Raw genomic sequence first — 15,082 nt, forward strand, 5'->3', positions numbered from 1 at the left:
TATAAGAAAAAAGACGATGCTTTTTGAAAGCATCGTCTTTTTTACGTCATGTTCGGAAAACTGTGGGCTTGAATAATTTCATCAAAGAGTTTGTAGTCTTGTTGGAAAGAGTAGGGCTTTTGTAGCGTACTATTCCAAATTCGGATCACCTGCATGTCGCCTAAAAGCCAAAGAATATCTTTGTTTGACATATTGGCCATTTCTCGAAAGACGGCGTTATAGAATTCTTCTTCGAATACCTTGTCTTGAAGTTGGAAGTTCAAAACGGAAAGGGCGTCTTTGAATGTGAATTCGTTGATGGTTGTAAAAGGCGCTCTTTGGAAATCTTTGATATCGATTTGCTCCATCATCATCGTTAACGCCTCTTTGATGATGTATTCTAAGAGGTCGAATTTATCGTCAAAGTGCCGGTAAAAGGTGTTTCGATTGACCTCGGCTTTTTCGCAAATATGTTTGACTGTGATCTTTGAAAAGGGCATGGAAGCAAAAAGTGCGCTGGCCGTTTCAAGCAAGTGTTCATGCATCAGTGTATAGGTTTTGTTTGCCATATCTGGGACACTTTCTTTCATTTGCTATGTTGCTGCAACAGTATCTCAATTTTACCTCTTTACCCCTTTGAAAAGCAAAGCTAAAATCGATTTAGTAAATTGTAATATAAAAAGGAGAGACTTATGCTTAAGCGTCTAGGTCAATGGATTTATCGTAATAAATTCAAAACATTTTTCGCTTGGATCGTCGTAGTTGTCGCGCTTGCGGCTGGGGCTTTAGGCTTTGGTTCGCACTACACGCAGAACTTGTCGATTTCAGGTATTCCGTCAACCAACATTCAAACGACTTTGGAAAAGGAATTCCACATGAATTCCAATGCCGGAACGATGAAGGCGGTGATTCAGAAAAAAGATAATGGGGATGTGACAAAAGACGAGACAAAGTCGGAAGTTTCAGCCGCCATTAGCCAGTTGGAAAAGGATTATGGAAAAGACATTAAGTCGATCCAAAACCCTTATGATGCTGGTGCCGTCTCATCTGATAAGACAACGGCTTACGTTGATATCACCTTTAAAACTGGTGCGATGAACGTACCGCGCAAGGCCATCAACGGTGTTCAAAAGGCCTTCAATGATAAGGTGAAGGCAACAGACACGAAGGTGGCTTACACGGGTTCTGTGAAGATTCATCCGCTTGAATTTGGTGGTTCATCCGAAGTGATCGGAATCGCCATCGCCTTTGTACTCTTGTTGGTTCTCTTCCGTTCCTTTGTGACGGCTGGAATGCCAATCATTTCAGCTCTTGTCGGTCTGGTATCTGGAATCATGCTGGTGACGATTGGGACCAATTTCTTGACCATGGCATCTGTTTCACAGACTTTGGCTGTGATGTTGTCATTGGCGGTTGGAATTGATTACGCCCTCTTCATCTTGAACCGTTACAAGACGGATTTGGCGGATACCAATGGTGACCAAGAAGAAGCCCTCGGACGTGCCTTGTCTGAAGCGGGCGCATCGGTGATCTTCGCCGGTGTGACGGTCATTATTGCCGTTCTTGGATTGTCCTTTGCCGGAATCGAGTTCGTGACGACGATGGGCATTGCCGCGGCCTTTGCGGTTGCCTTTGCGGTCTTCTCCGCTTTGACTTTCTTGCCAGCCTTGATTGCGCTTTTGGCTAAGTTTGTTAAGCCAGCAACCAAGACAGTTGATGACATGGCGAAGAACCCATCAAAGTTCACGAAGTTCTTGGTTAAGGCCCCTTGGGCCGTTGTGGCCATCTCCGTTGTTGTGCTTGGTTTGGTTGCTTTGCCTGCCCAGCACATGCGCTTAGGCATGCCATATGATGGTTCATTGCCTGAAAATCGCACGGAACGTCAAGCCTATGACATGATTTCGGACAAATTTGGCGAAGGAGTTAACTCGCCATTGATTGCGGTTGTGGACCTAAACAATGGTAAGACGACCCAAGAAAACCAGACCGATTTGCAGAAGATGACCAAGCACATGGCGGACATGAAGGGTGTCAAGGAATTGAAGACCCTTGGTGTCGACCAACAAAAGGCCGCCACGTTGCAAGAACAAATGACGGCCCAGGCCAAGCAGCAAATGATGCAGCAGGCCCAAGCAACGGGTCAAATGCCAAGTCAAGAACAGCAAGATGCTTCTGCTGCAAAGATTAAGGCTCAAATCATTGCCCAAGCTGGTCAAAAGTACATGGTGTCAGAATCTGGTAAGTACGCCGTGATCATGATCACGCCAAACAAGGGTTCAGAGGCCAAGGAAACGACTAACTTGGTTAACAAGATCAAGGATTATTCCAAGACAACGAAGTCTGATTATAACGCTAAGATTACCTTGACTGGTGTCAATGCGGTTAACTTGGACATTACGGCTAAGCTGAACAATGCCACGCCTGTCTTTGTGGCTACGATCATGATTTTGGCCTTCTTACTCTTGATGGTTGTCTTCAAGTCCTTTGTCGTGCCCGTTGTGGCCATGGCAGGCTTCGGTTTGTCACTCTTGGCTTCCTTCGGATTCACGACACTAGTCATCCAAGACGGCTTCATGAAGGGACTCTTCGGTGTATCAAAGGGTGCGCCATTGATCTCCTTCTTGCCTATTATCGTAACGGCCATCCTCTTTGGTTTGGCCATGGATTACGAAGTCTTCATGGTTTCTCGAGCTCGTGAAGAGTACGAAAAGACTAAAGACAACACGCGTGCCGTGACGGTTGCCATGCAAGATTCAGGACCAATTGTGGTGACGGCTGCGATGATTATGATTGCGGTCTTTGGATCCTTTGCCTTGAACTCGGATCCAACGGTCAAGTCCCTTGGATTGGCTTTGGCCTTTGGTATCTTCTTCGATGCCTTCTTCATTCGCTTGCTCTTTGTGCCAGCAATGTTGAAGATCTTTGGACGTGTGAACTGGATTTTCCCGGGACAAAAGAAGTAATTTTACCTTTTCGATGAAAAGTCCGACCAATTTGGTCGGGCTTTTTTCGATTCGCTTTAATTTATCAAAGAAAATTGCTTCAGGGCTTGCAGCGACAAGCTAGCCTTGATATAATATTTAAGTCGTAAGGCATTTGGGGGTGTAGCGAAGTCTGGCTAAACGCGACGGACTGTAACTCCGTTCCTTCGGGTTCGTAGGTTCGAATCCTACCGCCCCCATCGCTGCTTCAAGCAGCTGGTATCTTACGATTGCCCCTTGGCCAAGTGGTAAGGCAGAGGTTTTTGGTACCTCCATGCGCTGGTTCGATCCCAGCAGGGGCAATAAGCCGGTTGGCAATCACTCTTGGCAGACACCCTGTTGTCTGCCTTTTAATTTAAATAAAAACAGGTAAGACCAGATGATTGGCCTTACCTGTTTTTTATTGGATGTATTCTTCGTATCGATTGATTTCCTCTGCTGAAAGAGCCAAAGTCAATATTGTCCCGTGTTCGTCGAAGTCTTGCTTTAACAATTCGTGATCGTCTAGCAATTTGGCGACAACAGCGGAATCCGCAAAGGGGATGGCGAGCGTGACTTCTTTGCGATCGGCAAAGAGAGCCTTTTTAATTAAAGCAATCAGTTCATCCTGCGATGCGCGATCACGAGCGGAAATGGTAATGGCCGCTTCGCCATCGATTAGGGGAAAGGCCATGTCGGCTTTGTCGGCCTTATTGTAAACGGTGATCATAGCTTTATCCTTGATCCCTAAACGAGCTAAGGTTTCCTCTGTGGTTTTCATCATGGCTTCTGCATGCTCGTCAGAAACGTCTACGACTTGCAATAAGAGATCCGCATCAGCTGCTTCTTGCAGGGTTGACTCAAAAGCGGCCACCAAATGGTGGGGAAGTTTTGAAACAAAGCCAACCGTGTCGGACAACAAGAAGCGCGACTTATCGGACAAGGTGAGTTGGCGAATGGTTGTATTTAGTGTTGCGAAAAGCATATCTTTTTCAAAGACTTGCTTGCGCGCTGGAGTTTCTGCCCCCTGACCAAAGCGGGCGAGAAATTGGTTCATTAAGGTTGATTTACCAGCGTTAGTATAGCCAACGAGCGCAACCGTTTTAATGTCTGAGGACTGTCGTTTCTTCCCTTGTGTACTTTTGTCTTTTTGCAAGGCAAGCAGCTCTTTTTTGATGGCAACCATTTCAGAAGTGAGGCGCCGTCTTGACTGTTCCAGCTTGGTTTCACCAGCACCACGGGAAGTAAAACCACCACCCCCAGCGCCAGTCTGCTGGTCAAGAGAAACGGACATGGAGGTTCTTAGGCGGGGAAGTTGGTATTCAAGTCGGGCTAGTTGGACCTGTAGCTTGGCCACTTTTGTCTGGGCGCGCTTTGCAAAAATGTCTAGGATCAAGCCCGTTCGATCGACGACGGTTGCTCGGGTTGCTTCTTCTAAATTACGGATTTGTGATGGGGATAGCTCATCGTTTGTTACAATCAAATCCGCTTCGTAACTGTTGACCGCCATTCGCAGTTCTTCGACTTTTCCTTTCCCGAAATACGTGGCGGGGTTCGGCCGCTCCAGCGACTGGATGAAGGTTTCTTTTGGTTCTAAGTTGTTGGCTTTAGCTAAGTTGGCCAATTCCTCTAATTCATAATCCAAGTTCTGTTGCTGATTTTCCTTTAGGGCCGCCAATAGGACGGGTCGCCATTGTGGCGTTGTGCTTTGTTTTGTCATGCTTGCTGTTTCCTTGATTGAAAAAGTCGGCCTTTCCGCCGACTTTTTAGAGTAATTGAATTAAAAGGTACTTTTGTTATCGTTGAAAACGTCGACCTGACCGCCTTTTTCAGACAAGATAATCTTTGTCACCGCACCGTTTGCAATCGATTCATTGGCCATTTCGGGGTGACCGAAGTGATCAACAATGGCTCGAATTGCGGTGCCGTGGGCAACAACCAGAACGTTGTCACCTTCTTGGTGTTCTTTTAAAAGAAAGTCAAAACCCTTTTGAATACGGGTCATGAAAGCATCATAGGATTCGGCTAAGTGATAAGGATCGGCCTTTTTGAAAAGGTTCATGGCCCCTTTCATTCCGAGTTTTTGGATCATGTCCGAATAACTGTTGTATTCGACCTCTGAGAAGGCGTTTAACTGCGTCATTGCGACTTGTGAGTCAATTCCCTCAAGTGAGCCAAAGTTCTCTTCACGAAAGTTTGAGAGCTGCTGAGGCCAGGTTGGCGATCCAGCCTTGTTTTCAGACAGCAAGTACTTGGCCGTATGGATGGCTCTGGTCAAATCAGAGGAATAAGCCCCGCTAAAGTGGATGTGCTGTAAGCGTCGTCCGGCGTCATGACCGTGTTCGATGCCAGCCGCTGTCAGTGGGGCGTCGGAAAAGCCTTGTAGGCGTTTTGTTAGGTTGAAATACGTTTGTCCGTGACGGACAAGATAAAGTTGAATAGCCATTGGTGCTTCCTTTCCAAAAGTCTTTTCTTCTACTAGTTTAACACTGATCGTCCTTTGTTTTTGGCTTGGTCTTTGAATTTTTTTATGGCTGCGGTAGGCTAAGGCTAGAAAATAGGAGGAGTTGCCATGCCGAAAGAAATTGACCAGATTGAAGTTCGCGGTGGCCGTGTTCATAATCTAAAAAACATTGATATCGATATTCCGCTTAACCAATTTGTGGCCATCTCTGGCCCATCAGGATCAGGGAAGTCCTCTTTGGCCATGGGGATTTTGTATGCAGAAGGCTCCAGGCGTTATCTAGAGGCCTTGTCAAGCTATACCCGCCGGCGGATCGGACAAAGTAGTCGAGCTGAGGTACAAGAAGTCAAGCATATCCCATCCGCCGTTGCTTTACGTCAGCGTCCTGGAGTGCCATCGGAACGGTCGACGGTCGGTTCGATGTCAGAGATTTTCAACGTCGTTCGGTTGGCTTTTTCCCGATTAGGCTCACCGGTTTGCCCAAATGGTCACCGGGTGAAGGCCTCGTTGCAAATTGCCCAGGCATTTGATCGACCAGCTTCTGCTGATGATGGGGAAAGTTGGGGAATTCATTGTCCAACTTGTGGGGTCTTTTTCCAGGTTCCGACGGCTGCTGATTTTGCCTTTAACGGTGATGGCGCCTGTGAAGAATGCCATGGTACTGGAGAAATCCGCACCATTGATCCAACAACGATCATTAAAGATGAAAATTTGAGTATCGATGAAGGTGCCGTAGCGTCTTGGCGTTTGCCGGGTCGTGCCTTTATGGCCACGATCGCGCGATCCCGTGGGGTCCGAACCGACGTCCCTTACAAGGATCTATCGGCAAAAGAAAAAGATTTTGTCTTACATGGGGAAAAGAAGCGCTATCGAGTCGATTTAAACACATCGACCGGTCGTGTTTATCACAATGATAACTCATTATATGAAAACGCTTATGATGCCATCTATGACTCGCTCAAAACCGTGACTTCTGAGCGTTCTGTCAAGCGGTTGAATCGCTTTTTTACCTTCTCAACCTGCCCGGTTTGTCACGGCTCACGCATCAATAAAAAGCGCTTAGAGCAAACGGTGGCTGGTCAAAACATTGCCGAGGTGGCCGATCTAACACTTGGCGCTCTAACTGATTGGCGTGATGCGACGTGCTCACAATTACCAGATAACATGCAAAAAATGGCGGCCGCTATCTTTGATGAGCTCACGAATAATCTGCGTCCTTTACTGGAATTGGGTTTGGATTATTTGACTTTGTCTCGTGCAGGCAACACGCTGTCAACTGGTGAATTGCAGCGCATCCAGCTGGCCAAAACGCTTCGAACGGAAACAACGGGAGTACTCTATGTTTTGGACGAACCGTCGATCGGCTTGCACCCGGATAATGTGGCGGGATTAATTCACGTCTTTTCCGAGTTAATTGACCAGGGGAATTCACTTGTGGTCGTTGATCACAACGTTGACTTGATTGGCGCGGCCGATTGGATTATCGAGGTTGGCCCGGGTTCTGGTGTCAATGGCGGGCAGATTCTAACGGCTGGCCGTCCAGCCGAGTTAATGGATAATCCTGCGTCACTGATTGGTCCTTACTTAAAGGGGACGGCTCAAATCATGGCTAAAAAAACAGCGCCAACCGATCCGAATGCTGTCGAGCAGACAGAATTTGAAGTGCGCGACTTTTTCAATATCAAAGACGTGAAAGTGCATCTCCCGGAACACGAAATCACGGCTGTCACCGGCTTTTCTGGTGCGGGAAAGTCTTCCTTAATTCTCGATTCGCTGGTGCCTTCGTTAAGTCAGCCAGATGAGCTGCCAAAACAAGTTAAGTCGCTTCGAACCAACTTGAAGCGAGTCGTTTCCGTTGATGCGAAGCCGGTTGGAAAGAACACTCGCTCTTCGGTTGCAACCTATACGTCGATAATGGACAACTTGCGCCATCTCTTCGCTGAACTACCAGAAGCTCGGGCAAAGGGCTTTGACCTGGCCAGCTTTTCATATAACAACAAGGCGGGCGCCTGTCCAAATTGTGGCGGCTTAGGAATGGTGTCATTGGACGTTCAGTATTTGGCTGACGTGGAAGAAGTTTGCCCGGTTTGTCACGGCAACCGTTTCAAACCGGAAATTTCGGCGATTAAATGGCAGGGTTACACGATTGTCGATCTGTTAAATCTTTCTGTCAAAGAAGCCCTGCCAGTCTTTTCGAAGCAAGCTAAAATTGAGCGGGAATTGCGCTTGCTTTCAGAAATTGGCCTGGATTATTTGCATTTGGGGCAAAGCACACCATCGTTGTCTGGTGGAGAGGCCCAGCGTTTGAAACTGGTCAAACACCTCAACCAGTCGCAAAAAAAGACGCTCTTTGTCTTCGACGAACCCTCGATCGGCCTACACCCAAGCGATGTGTTAACGCTTCTTGACGTTTTCAATCGGTTGAAGCAAAAGGGGGCAACGATTGTAATCATTACCCATGATTTGGATTTGATGACCAATGCGGACTATTTGATTGATTTAGGTCCACGCGGTGGATCAGCTGGTGGTCAGCTGATGGCCGAAGGACCAGTGAAAGACTTGCTCTTAGAAAAGCACAGTTTGACTTTGGATTACCTAAAAAAACATGTTGATAAATTTCACTTGTGGCAATAAACAAAGAAAAAAGACCAGCCGCTTTTGGCTGGTCTTTTTTTAGTCTTTTGAGGACTTTTTCTTATCCTCTTCATTTTGGTCTGAGTCAGACGAGTCATCGTGCTTGTCGTCTTTGTTCTCGTTGTTTTCTACTAGTTGAGGTTCTGTTTTTGGCAGCTCTTTCACCGCAAATTCAGGGATAAAGGCGTTTTCATAGCTTAAGGCCGTCACTTGGTAGTTGGCAATCTGCAGTGAATCGCCGGTTCTGAAATCCGGATCGCGTTTTAAGACATAACCGGTCAACGTTACGGCTTCGTCTTCGTCTAGCTCCTTGACGTCTGTTTGGAAGTAACGTTGGAAGTCGTAGAGCGTCGTCTTTCCAGAAACCTTGTACCGATGATCCCCAAGCTTTTCGATGTATTCGTCTGCTTGGTCATCCATTTCGTCTCTTACAGAGCCGAAAAGTTCTTCGTAAATGTCTTTGTCCGTGATGATTCCAGCAGTACCACCGTATTCATCGACCACAACGGCGATTGGGGAGCGCTTCATCATCATTTCATCCATGACGTCGTGCAAATCCATGTTTTCAGGCACGGCCGGGATGTCGCGCATTATTTTGGCAACAGGCTCTTGGCCAGAAATGCGGCTTTGCCGAACGAGATCGTAGTTGAAGACGTAACCGAGTACCTTGTCCTTATCGCCGTCTGCGACAACTGGGAAACGGGAGTGGCGCTTTTGCAAGTATTCGTCCAAACCGGTCTTGATGTTATCCGAGACATCGATGACATCCATTGAGGTTCGGTCGATCATGACATCAACTGCCACCTTGTCGTTCATCTCAAAGGCCCGCTGCATAAAGGTCAGATCCTCGGTATCTAGTTCGCCGGCTTCGGCGGCGTTTTTAGATAGGGAAAGAATTTCCGTTTGCGAGTAAATGTCGTCTTCGTTCGTGACTTTAAAGCCAAGCATCTTGGTGACGCCATTCGAAACGCGGTTCAAGATCCAAATCATCGGATACAAAATGATGTGGAAGAAAAGAACGGGCTTGACGATCCACAACAAAACTTTGACGGGTTCCTCAATGGCGATGTTTTTTGGGACCAAGTCGGTGAAGACGGCGTGGACGATCGTAAAGATGACCATGGCCGCAACCGACGCCACTGGACGGGCATATTCGGCTGGCAAAAGCTGTGATTGTAAGATCACATCGGCCACCGTTTCTTCACCAATCCAACCTAAAATCAAGGAAGTTAAGGTGATTCCGACTTGAGCGGTTGACAGGTATTCTGTCAATGAAGAAACCATGTGGATGGCGGAAGTGATGTTCTTTGATGGCTTCTCGCGATCTTCTTGCATGGCTTCCAAAGCAGAAAGGCGTACCTTAACTAGAGAATACTCCGTTAAGGTAAACAAAACAGCCAGTGCTAAAACCAAGAAAATAATGATGATATTTGTTAAATAAGAAGGACCAGAATCCAAAATACATACCTCTTTCAAATCGTTTAATCTATATGTCTTCTATTATAGCAAATAATCATTTTGAAGAGCAGGAAAGTAAAGAAAATGACGGAAAGGATGAAAATGAACTTCACAAAATTACAGAAAGGGCGTTCCCCTGAAAAAACTACGAAACAGAACTTTCTGGGCTGCTGTAATAAATGTCATAAGCAGCAGAAACCGAACGTTTTCGGTAAAATTTCCTTTGTATAAAACAACACAAAGCAAAAGTAAAAAGCTGCTACGAGGGGGCTTGTTCGAACAGGCGTTTGTGCAGACAAGTTTAGACCTTGAAGTCTATTTTCAAACCGGTAAACTAGTAATTGTCCCATCAGTTAAAGCAGTACAATGCTGCTTGCTGAGGCTAAATTTACGAAGAAAGAAGGACCACGTCATGTCAAAAGTCACGGTCTTTACCAAAAATAATTGTGTTCAATGCAAGATGACAAAGAAGTATCTTGACCAACTCGGTGTCTTCTTTGAAGAAATCAACATTGAAGAACAACCAGAGTACTTAGCCCAAATCAAAGAACAGGGCTTTAAACAAACCCCCGTTGTTCAAATCGAAGGGCAAGAAGCCTTTTCAGGCTTTCAGCCATCCATTTTGAAACAATTGACGGCCTAAGCTTTTTTAGTGTTGTCCTGTTTCTTTTACTAGTTAGGTAGACAAAGGGAAAAACTTTGTTTATTTTTCTAGTCAGTATTTTGAAAGGAATTCCATGTCATTATTAGATATTGACCTTGCCAATGTTAAGTATTTCGATCTGAATAACGAAGTGAATATTCCAAAAAATGGGCAAATTCAGCTCGAAAAAGACCAAGAAGCGCTGCAAGCGTTCATGGAAGAAAACGTTTTGCCTAACATGAAAACCTTCTCTTCTTTGAAGGAACGTTTCGATTGGATGATTGCAAACGACTTTTTGGAAGAAGGCTTTGTCAAGAAGTACGACATGGCCTTTATCGAAAAGCTCTACGCTTTTTTGGAAGGGGAAGATTTTCACTTCGCTTCTTTCATGGCGGCTTTCAAGTTCTACAACCAGTATGCGCAAAAGACCAACGACAAAGCTTATTACGTTGAGTCTTACTTAGACCGAGTAGCCGTTAATGCCCTCTTTTATGCTAATGGCAATGAAGAGTTGGCCATGTCGTTGGCTAATGAAATGATCCATCAGCGCTACCAGCCGGCAACTCCTTCTTTCTTGAATGCAGGTCGCAAGCGCCGTGGAGAATTGGTTTCTTGTTTCGTCCTTCAATCAACGGATAACATGAACTCGATTGGTCGAATCATTAATTCAGCGCTTCAACTATCCAAGATGGGTGGGGGCGTTGGAATTAATTTGTCTAACGTTCGTGAAGCTGGGGCGCCTGTTATGGGCATTAAGAACTCGGCTGGTGGTATCGTGCCGATCATGAAATTGTTGGAAGACTCCTTCACCTTCTCCTCACAAGTTGGTGCTCGTCAGGGTGCTGGTGTGGTTTACTTGAACATTTTCCACCCGGATTTGATGACCTTTATGGCAACCAAGAAGGAAAACGCCGACGAAAAGGTACGAGTGAAGACGCTGTCTCTTGGTTTGGTTGTGCCGGATAAGTTCTATGAACTGACCAAAGAAAACAAGGAAATGGCTCTTTTTTCACCGGTTGATGTGGAACGCGAATATGGCGTGCCGTTTAACTACGTCGATATCACAGCTGAATACGATAACTTGTTGGCGAACAAAAACATCGCCCGTAAGATGGTCTCAGCCCGGACGGTTGAAGAAGAAATTTCTAAGTTGCAGCAGGAATCAGGTTATCCATACATCATGAACGTGGACACGGTTAACCGTGCAAATCCGACAGCCGGCAAGGTGGTTTCATCGAACCTCTGTTCCGAAATTCTGCAAGCGCAAACGCCGTCAGCCTTAAATGACATGCAGGAATACACCAAGCTGGGTGAAGATATCTCATGTAACTTGGGTTCTATCAACATCGTTAACATGATGAAGACGCCAGACTTTGGGGCTTCTGTTGATGCCATGATTCGTGCTTTGTCCTTTGTGTCAGACAATTCTAACTTGAACGTGGTGCCATCCGTGCAAAACGGGAACCAAAAAAAGCACGCGGTTGGTCTTGGAGCCATGGGCTTGGCAGCCATGTTTGCCCAAAATAAGATGATGTATGGGGATGAAGAAGCCTTGGACTTCACGCAGGCCTTCTTCTCAACATTGAACTATTACTCGATTACGGCTTCGATGCACATCGCAGAGGACCGCGGGGAGAGCTTTGCTGGCTTTGAAGAATCCGCTTATGCGGATGGTTCCTACTTTGATCAGTACATGGAAAAGGATTTCGGTCCACAGACAGCAAAGGTCCAAAAGCTCTTTGCTGACATCCACGTGCCTTCAAAGGAAGATTGGCAGCGGTTGAAGCAAGAAGTGATGGAAAATGGCATGTACAATGCCTACCGTCACGCCATTGCCCCAACCGGTTCGATTTCATATGTCAACAACACGACCGCTTCTTTGCACCCAATTATTAACCGCATCGAAGAACGTCAAGAAGGAATGATTGGTAAGGTTTACTACCCAGCACCAGGGCTTTCCAATGAAACGCTACCATATTACCAATCAGCTTATGATACGGACATGCGCAAAGTGGTCGATGTTTATGCGGCGGCCCAGCCACACATTGACCAAGGAATGTCTCTGACCTATTTCATGCGTTCGACGATTCCAGATGGTCTTTACGAGTGGAAGGATGATCGTACGAACAAGATGACAACCCGTGATTTGTCGATCTTGCGTAACTACGCCTTTAAGAAGGGAATCAAGACGATTTATTACGTCCGGACCTTCACGGATGATAACCAAGAGGCGGGTGTGAACGAGTGTGAATCTTGTTCCATCTAGTCCTTTATGACTTTATCAAATGCGAGCCTTTGGCTCGCGTACATAATCGTTTGGCCCTTTTGGGACTGATTGTTGACAAGTCCTTTTTGAAACGGTAGCCTAGGCTAAGTTTTTAAAAGGGCTGTTTCATCATTTCTTGGCTAGCGCCTTTGCGCTTAGAAAGGTTTTACATGACCACGTACCGTCTTTTGTATACCTCAATTGAGGGAAATACGGATTCCTTCGTCAAAAAATTGGCCGCTGTTGCAGCGGCCGAAGGCGACAAATTGTCTGTTTTGTCAGTCGGCGATGAGGTTGATCCAGTCCACGAAAAAGTTCCCTATGTCGTTCTTGTGCCCACTTATTTGAACGGTGGAACGGGTACTGGGCCTGAAGTGAAAGAAATTTTCACCAATGGCTTGGGCGAATACATCGAATATGGCAATAACCAGCGCTATCTGCGCGGGGTCATCGGATCTGGTAATCGCAATTTTAACGATCAGTATGTTTTAACGGCCAAACGCTATGCGCAAAAATACCATGTGCCGCTTCTTGGTGATTATGAGTTGCGTGGGACGCAAAGAGAAGCCGAAAAGCTGTTTACCCGTATCAAAGAAACGTTAGGAGAGTAGCATGCAACACGTCAATCAAGGTTCATATACAGCCGTCAATTGGAATAACATTGAAGATTCACTGGATAAGGCAACCTGGGAAAAGTTGACCCAGCAGTTCTGGTTGGATACTCGAGTGCCTATCTCAAACGATTTGCGTGTCTGGCGTGGGGAATTGGATGCAGCTGAACGTCGTGTCTACAATTTGGTTTTTGGTGGTTTGACCACCTTGGATACCTTGCAGTCACAAGATGGGATGGCTGCACTGCGCGCTGATGCGGTTAACCAAAAAGAAGAAGCCGTTTTGAATAACATTCAATTCATGGAATCGGTGCACGCCAAGTCGTATTCTTCAATCTTTGAAACGCTGAATAATAAGTCTGAGATCGAAGAGACTTTTGACTGGGCTGATCACGATGAGTTCTTGCAGTACAAGGCTAACAAGATCAATGACATTTACCAAAACGGAACGCCTTTGCAAAAGAAGGTCGCCTCAGTCTTCTTGGAAACCTTCTTGTTCTACTCAGGTTTCTACACGCCACTCTACTACTTGGGTCACAACAAGATGGTCAACGCCGCTGAAATCATCAAGTTGATTCTCCGAGATGAGTCCGTCCATGGTACCTACATCGGCTACAAGTTCCAGATCGGCTTCAAGCAGTTGTCAGAAGAAGAACAAGAAGAAATCAAGGCCTGGATGTACGACTTGCTCTTTGATTTGTATTCAAACGAAGAACAGTTTACGCACGAAATCTATGATGAAATCGGCTGGACAGATGATGTTTTGTCCTTCTTGCGCTACAATGCCAATAAGGCGTTGATGAATTTGGGGCAGGAGCCAATGTTCCCCGATTCAGCAGAAGATGTGAATCCCGTTGTGATGAACGGTATTTCAACGTCAACGTCGAACCACGACTTCTTTTCAGCAGTCGGAAACGGCTACCTTTTGGGTGAAGCTGAGTCCATGGAAGATGGCGATTACGATCTTTAAAAGTCGTTTATAAAAAAGCGCAAAAGAAAACCGATGACCAGATGGTCATCGGTTTTTTGAATGTCTTGAATTAAGCTTCTTGATCCTTGAAGAGCCAGAATTTTTTCTTTAAGAAAGTAGCCACTGATGGATAGAGCGAGCCACAGAAGATGACCCAAACGTAGGCCAAGAGGAAGGCGCCAACCGTATCCGTCAAGAAGTGAGCGGAGAAGTAAAGGCGGGAGAGCATCGTCAGCAAGGCCAACGTGATCAAGAACCACTTCGTCAAAATGCGGATCAACGTTGAACTAATATTGGGTGTCACCAAAAGGAACATGACAAAGACCGTTAACCACATCGCCATGACGTGCTGGGATGGGAAGGAAGCCCCGTTATCCGTTAAGAGGTGACCGATTGGTCGGTCGCGGTGAATGATGACTTTGATGATCTGAGTCATGATCACGGCCCCAAAGACCGTGATTATCACCCAAAGTGATGGCAGCTTTAAGTCGGCTAAGAGCAGAACCAAGGCGAGCAAAACGCCGTAAAAAAGGTTCATAACAGGTGAGCCTAAGAAGGTGGCAATCGACATGATCACATCACCATATGACGTTTGAATGCCAGTCATGAAGAAGCGGACTTCTTCATCCATGTTAGCAGGCCAAGTCGCGTTGGTGCCAATCAAGACGGCTAAAACGATAAAGAGAAGCGCGGCAAGTAAGGCGTGCCGGCGCTGTTTATTGGTAACAGAAATAATCATAGTGGATGCTCCAAATTAATCAGTGCTTTCTTTAAGTATAAAGATTTGAGACCGACAAAACAAGGAAAAGAAGGGGAAAAGGCAATAATTTTAGGCAAGAAAAAAAGCTAGCCAAAGGCTAACTTTTCTTACTTGGTGTTAGGGATTTCAGTGGTCTTTCCCTTAGCCCATTGTTGCAACTTTGCAACGTTTGCTTGACGCTTCTTCTTAGCTGCGTCGTGGCCTACCTTGCGGCCGCGGGCAAATGAATTCAAGGGTGTCTTGACTGCCATAGTGGTAACTCCTTATATTTAAACTTTAAAATCTATCGTACAGAATTTGATTATACCCGAATCATTGGGGCTTTTCAAGTGTTATA

12 protein-coding genes and 2 tRNA genes are annotated in these 15,082 nt (G+C 46.0%); 8 read left to right on the forward strand and 6 right to left on the reverse strand.

Features of this window, described 5'->3' with window-relative positions; genetic code table 11:
• Positions 1-41 precede the first annotated feature (41 nt).
• Complete coding sequence (locus tag G6R27_RS04675) at positions 42-548, reverse strand: TetR/AcrR family transcriptional regulator (protein WP_230791177.1); 507 nt, start codon at positions 546-548, stop codon at positions 42-44.
• Between the two features lie 123 nt (positions 549-671).
• Between G6R27_RS04675 and G6R27_RS04680 the strand changes: the two genes are divergently transcribed.
• The 3 genes from G6R27_RS04680 (at position 672) to G6R27_RS04690 (ending at position 3,263) form a co-directional block, all read left to right on the forward strand.
• Positions 672-2,942, forward strand: coding sequence for an MMPL family transporter (locus tag G6R27_RS04680; protein ID WP_213819913.1), 2,271 nt, complete (start codon positions 672-674; stop codon positions 2,940-2,942).
• Positions 2,943-3,077: 135 nt separating this feature from the next.
• Positions 3,078-3,160 (forward strand) — tRNA-Tyr (locus G6R27_RS04685).
• 31 nt (positions 3,161-3,191) lie between these two features.
• Positions 3,192-3,263: transfer RNA gene (locus G6R27_RS04690), tRNA-Gln, on the forward strand.
• A 97-nt stretch (positions 3,264-3,360) separates the two neighbouring features.
• Here G6R27_RS04690 and hflX read toward each other — a convergent pair.
• Together hflX and G6R27_RS04700 are read right to left on the reverse strand one after the other, a co-directional pair.
• Positions 3,361-4,659, reverse strand: a complete 1,299-nt coding sequence (hflX, locus tag G6R27_RS04695; protein ID WP_213819914.1) for a GTPase HflX — start codon at positions 4,657-4,659, stop codon at positions 3,361-3,363.
• 60 nt (positions 4,660-4,719) lie between these two features.
• A complete protein-coding gene (locus G6R27_RS04700; RefSeq protein ID WP_213819915.1) occupies positions 4,720-5,385 on the reverse strand; it encodes a histidine phosphatase family protein in 666 nt (221 codons plus the stop codon).
• 126 nt (positions 5,386-5,511) lie between these two features.
• Here G6R27_RS04700 and G6R27_RS04705 point away from each other — a divergent pair, with 126 nt between their 5' ends.
• Positions 5,512-8,037, forward strand: coding sequence for an ATP-binding cassette domain-containing protein (locus tag G6R27_RS04705; RefSeq protein WP_213819916.1), 2,526 nt, complete (start codon positions 5,512-5,514; stop codon positions 8,035-8,037).
• A gap of 39 nt (positions 8,038-8,076) precedes the next feature.
• Here G6R27_RS04705 and G6R27_RS04710 read toward each other — a convergent pair whose 3' ends face one another.
• On the reverse strand, positions 8,077-9,495 hold the full coding sequence (locus G6R27_RS04710; RefSeq protein WP_213819917.1) for a hemolysin family protein: 1,419 nt from the start codon (positions 9,493-9,495) through the stop codon (positions 8,077-8,079).
• 412 nt (positions 9,496-9,907) lie between these two features.
• Between G6R27_RS04710 and nrdH the strand changes: the two genes are divergently transcribed.
• From nrdH to nrdF, 4 genes are all read left to right on the forward strand, one after another.
• Positions 9,908-10,138: a glutaredoxin-like protein NrdH gene (nrdH, locus tag G6R27_RS04715; protein ID WP_213819918.1), complete on the forward strand. Its 231-nt coding sequence runs from the start codon at positions 9,908-9,910 to the stop codon at positions 10,136-10,138.
• A gap of 94 nt (positions 10,139-10,232) precedes the next feature.
• Positions 10,233-12,404, forward strand: coding sequence for a class 1b ribonucleoside-diphosphate reductase subunit alpha (nrdE, locus tag G6R27_RS04720; protein ID WP_213819919.1), 2,172 nt, complete (start codon positions 10,233-10,235; stop codon positions 12,402-12,404).
• A 170-nt stretch (positions 12,405-12,574) separates the two neighbouring features.
• A complete protein-coding gene (locus tag G6R27_RS04725; RefSeq protein WP_213819920.1) occupies positions 12,575-13,015 on the forward strand; it encodes a class Ib ribonucleoside-diphosphate reductase assembly flavoprotein NrdI in 441 nt (146 codons plus the stop codon).
• Between the two features lies 1 nt (position 13,016).
• On the forward strand, positions 13,017-13,985 hold the full coding sequence (gene nrdF, locus G6R27_RS04730; protein ID WP_213819921.1) for a class 1b ribonucleoside-diphosphate reductase subunit beta: 969 nt from the start codon (positions 13,017-13,019) through the stop codon (positions 13,983-13,985).
• A 70-nt stretch (positions 13,986-14,055) separates the two neighbouring features.
• Here nrdF and G6R27_RS04735 read toward each other — a convergent pair whose 3' ends face one another.
• Positions 14,056-14,724, reverse strand: coding sequence for a phosphatase PAP2 family protein (locus tag G6R27_RS04735; RefSeq protein WP_213819922.1), 669 nt, complete (start codon positions 14,722-14,724; stop codon positions 14,056-14,058).
• Positions 14,725-14,852: 128 nt separating this feature from the next.
• The gene (locus G6R27_RS04740) at positions 14,853-14,996 is read right to left on the reverse strand and encodes a hypothetical protein (protein ID WP_213819923.1); all 144 of its coding nucleotides are present in this window, start codon (positions 14,994-14,996) and stop codon (positions 14,853-14,855) included.
• Between the last annotated feature and the right edge of the window lie 86 nt (positions 14,997-15,082).

It is taken from the genome of Fructobacillus papyriferae, assembly GCF_018437225.1.
In the GTDB taxonomy this organism is placed as follows: Bacteria; Bacillota; Bacilli; order Lactobacillales; family Lactobacillaceae; genus Fructobacillus; species Fructobacillus papyriferae.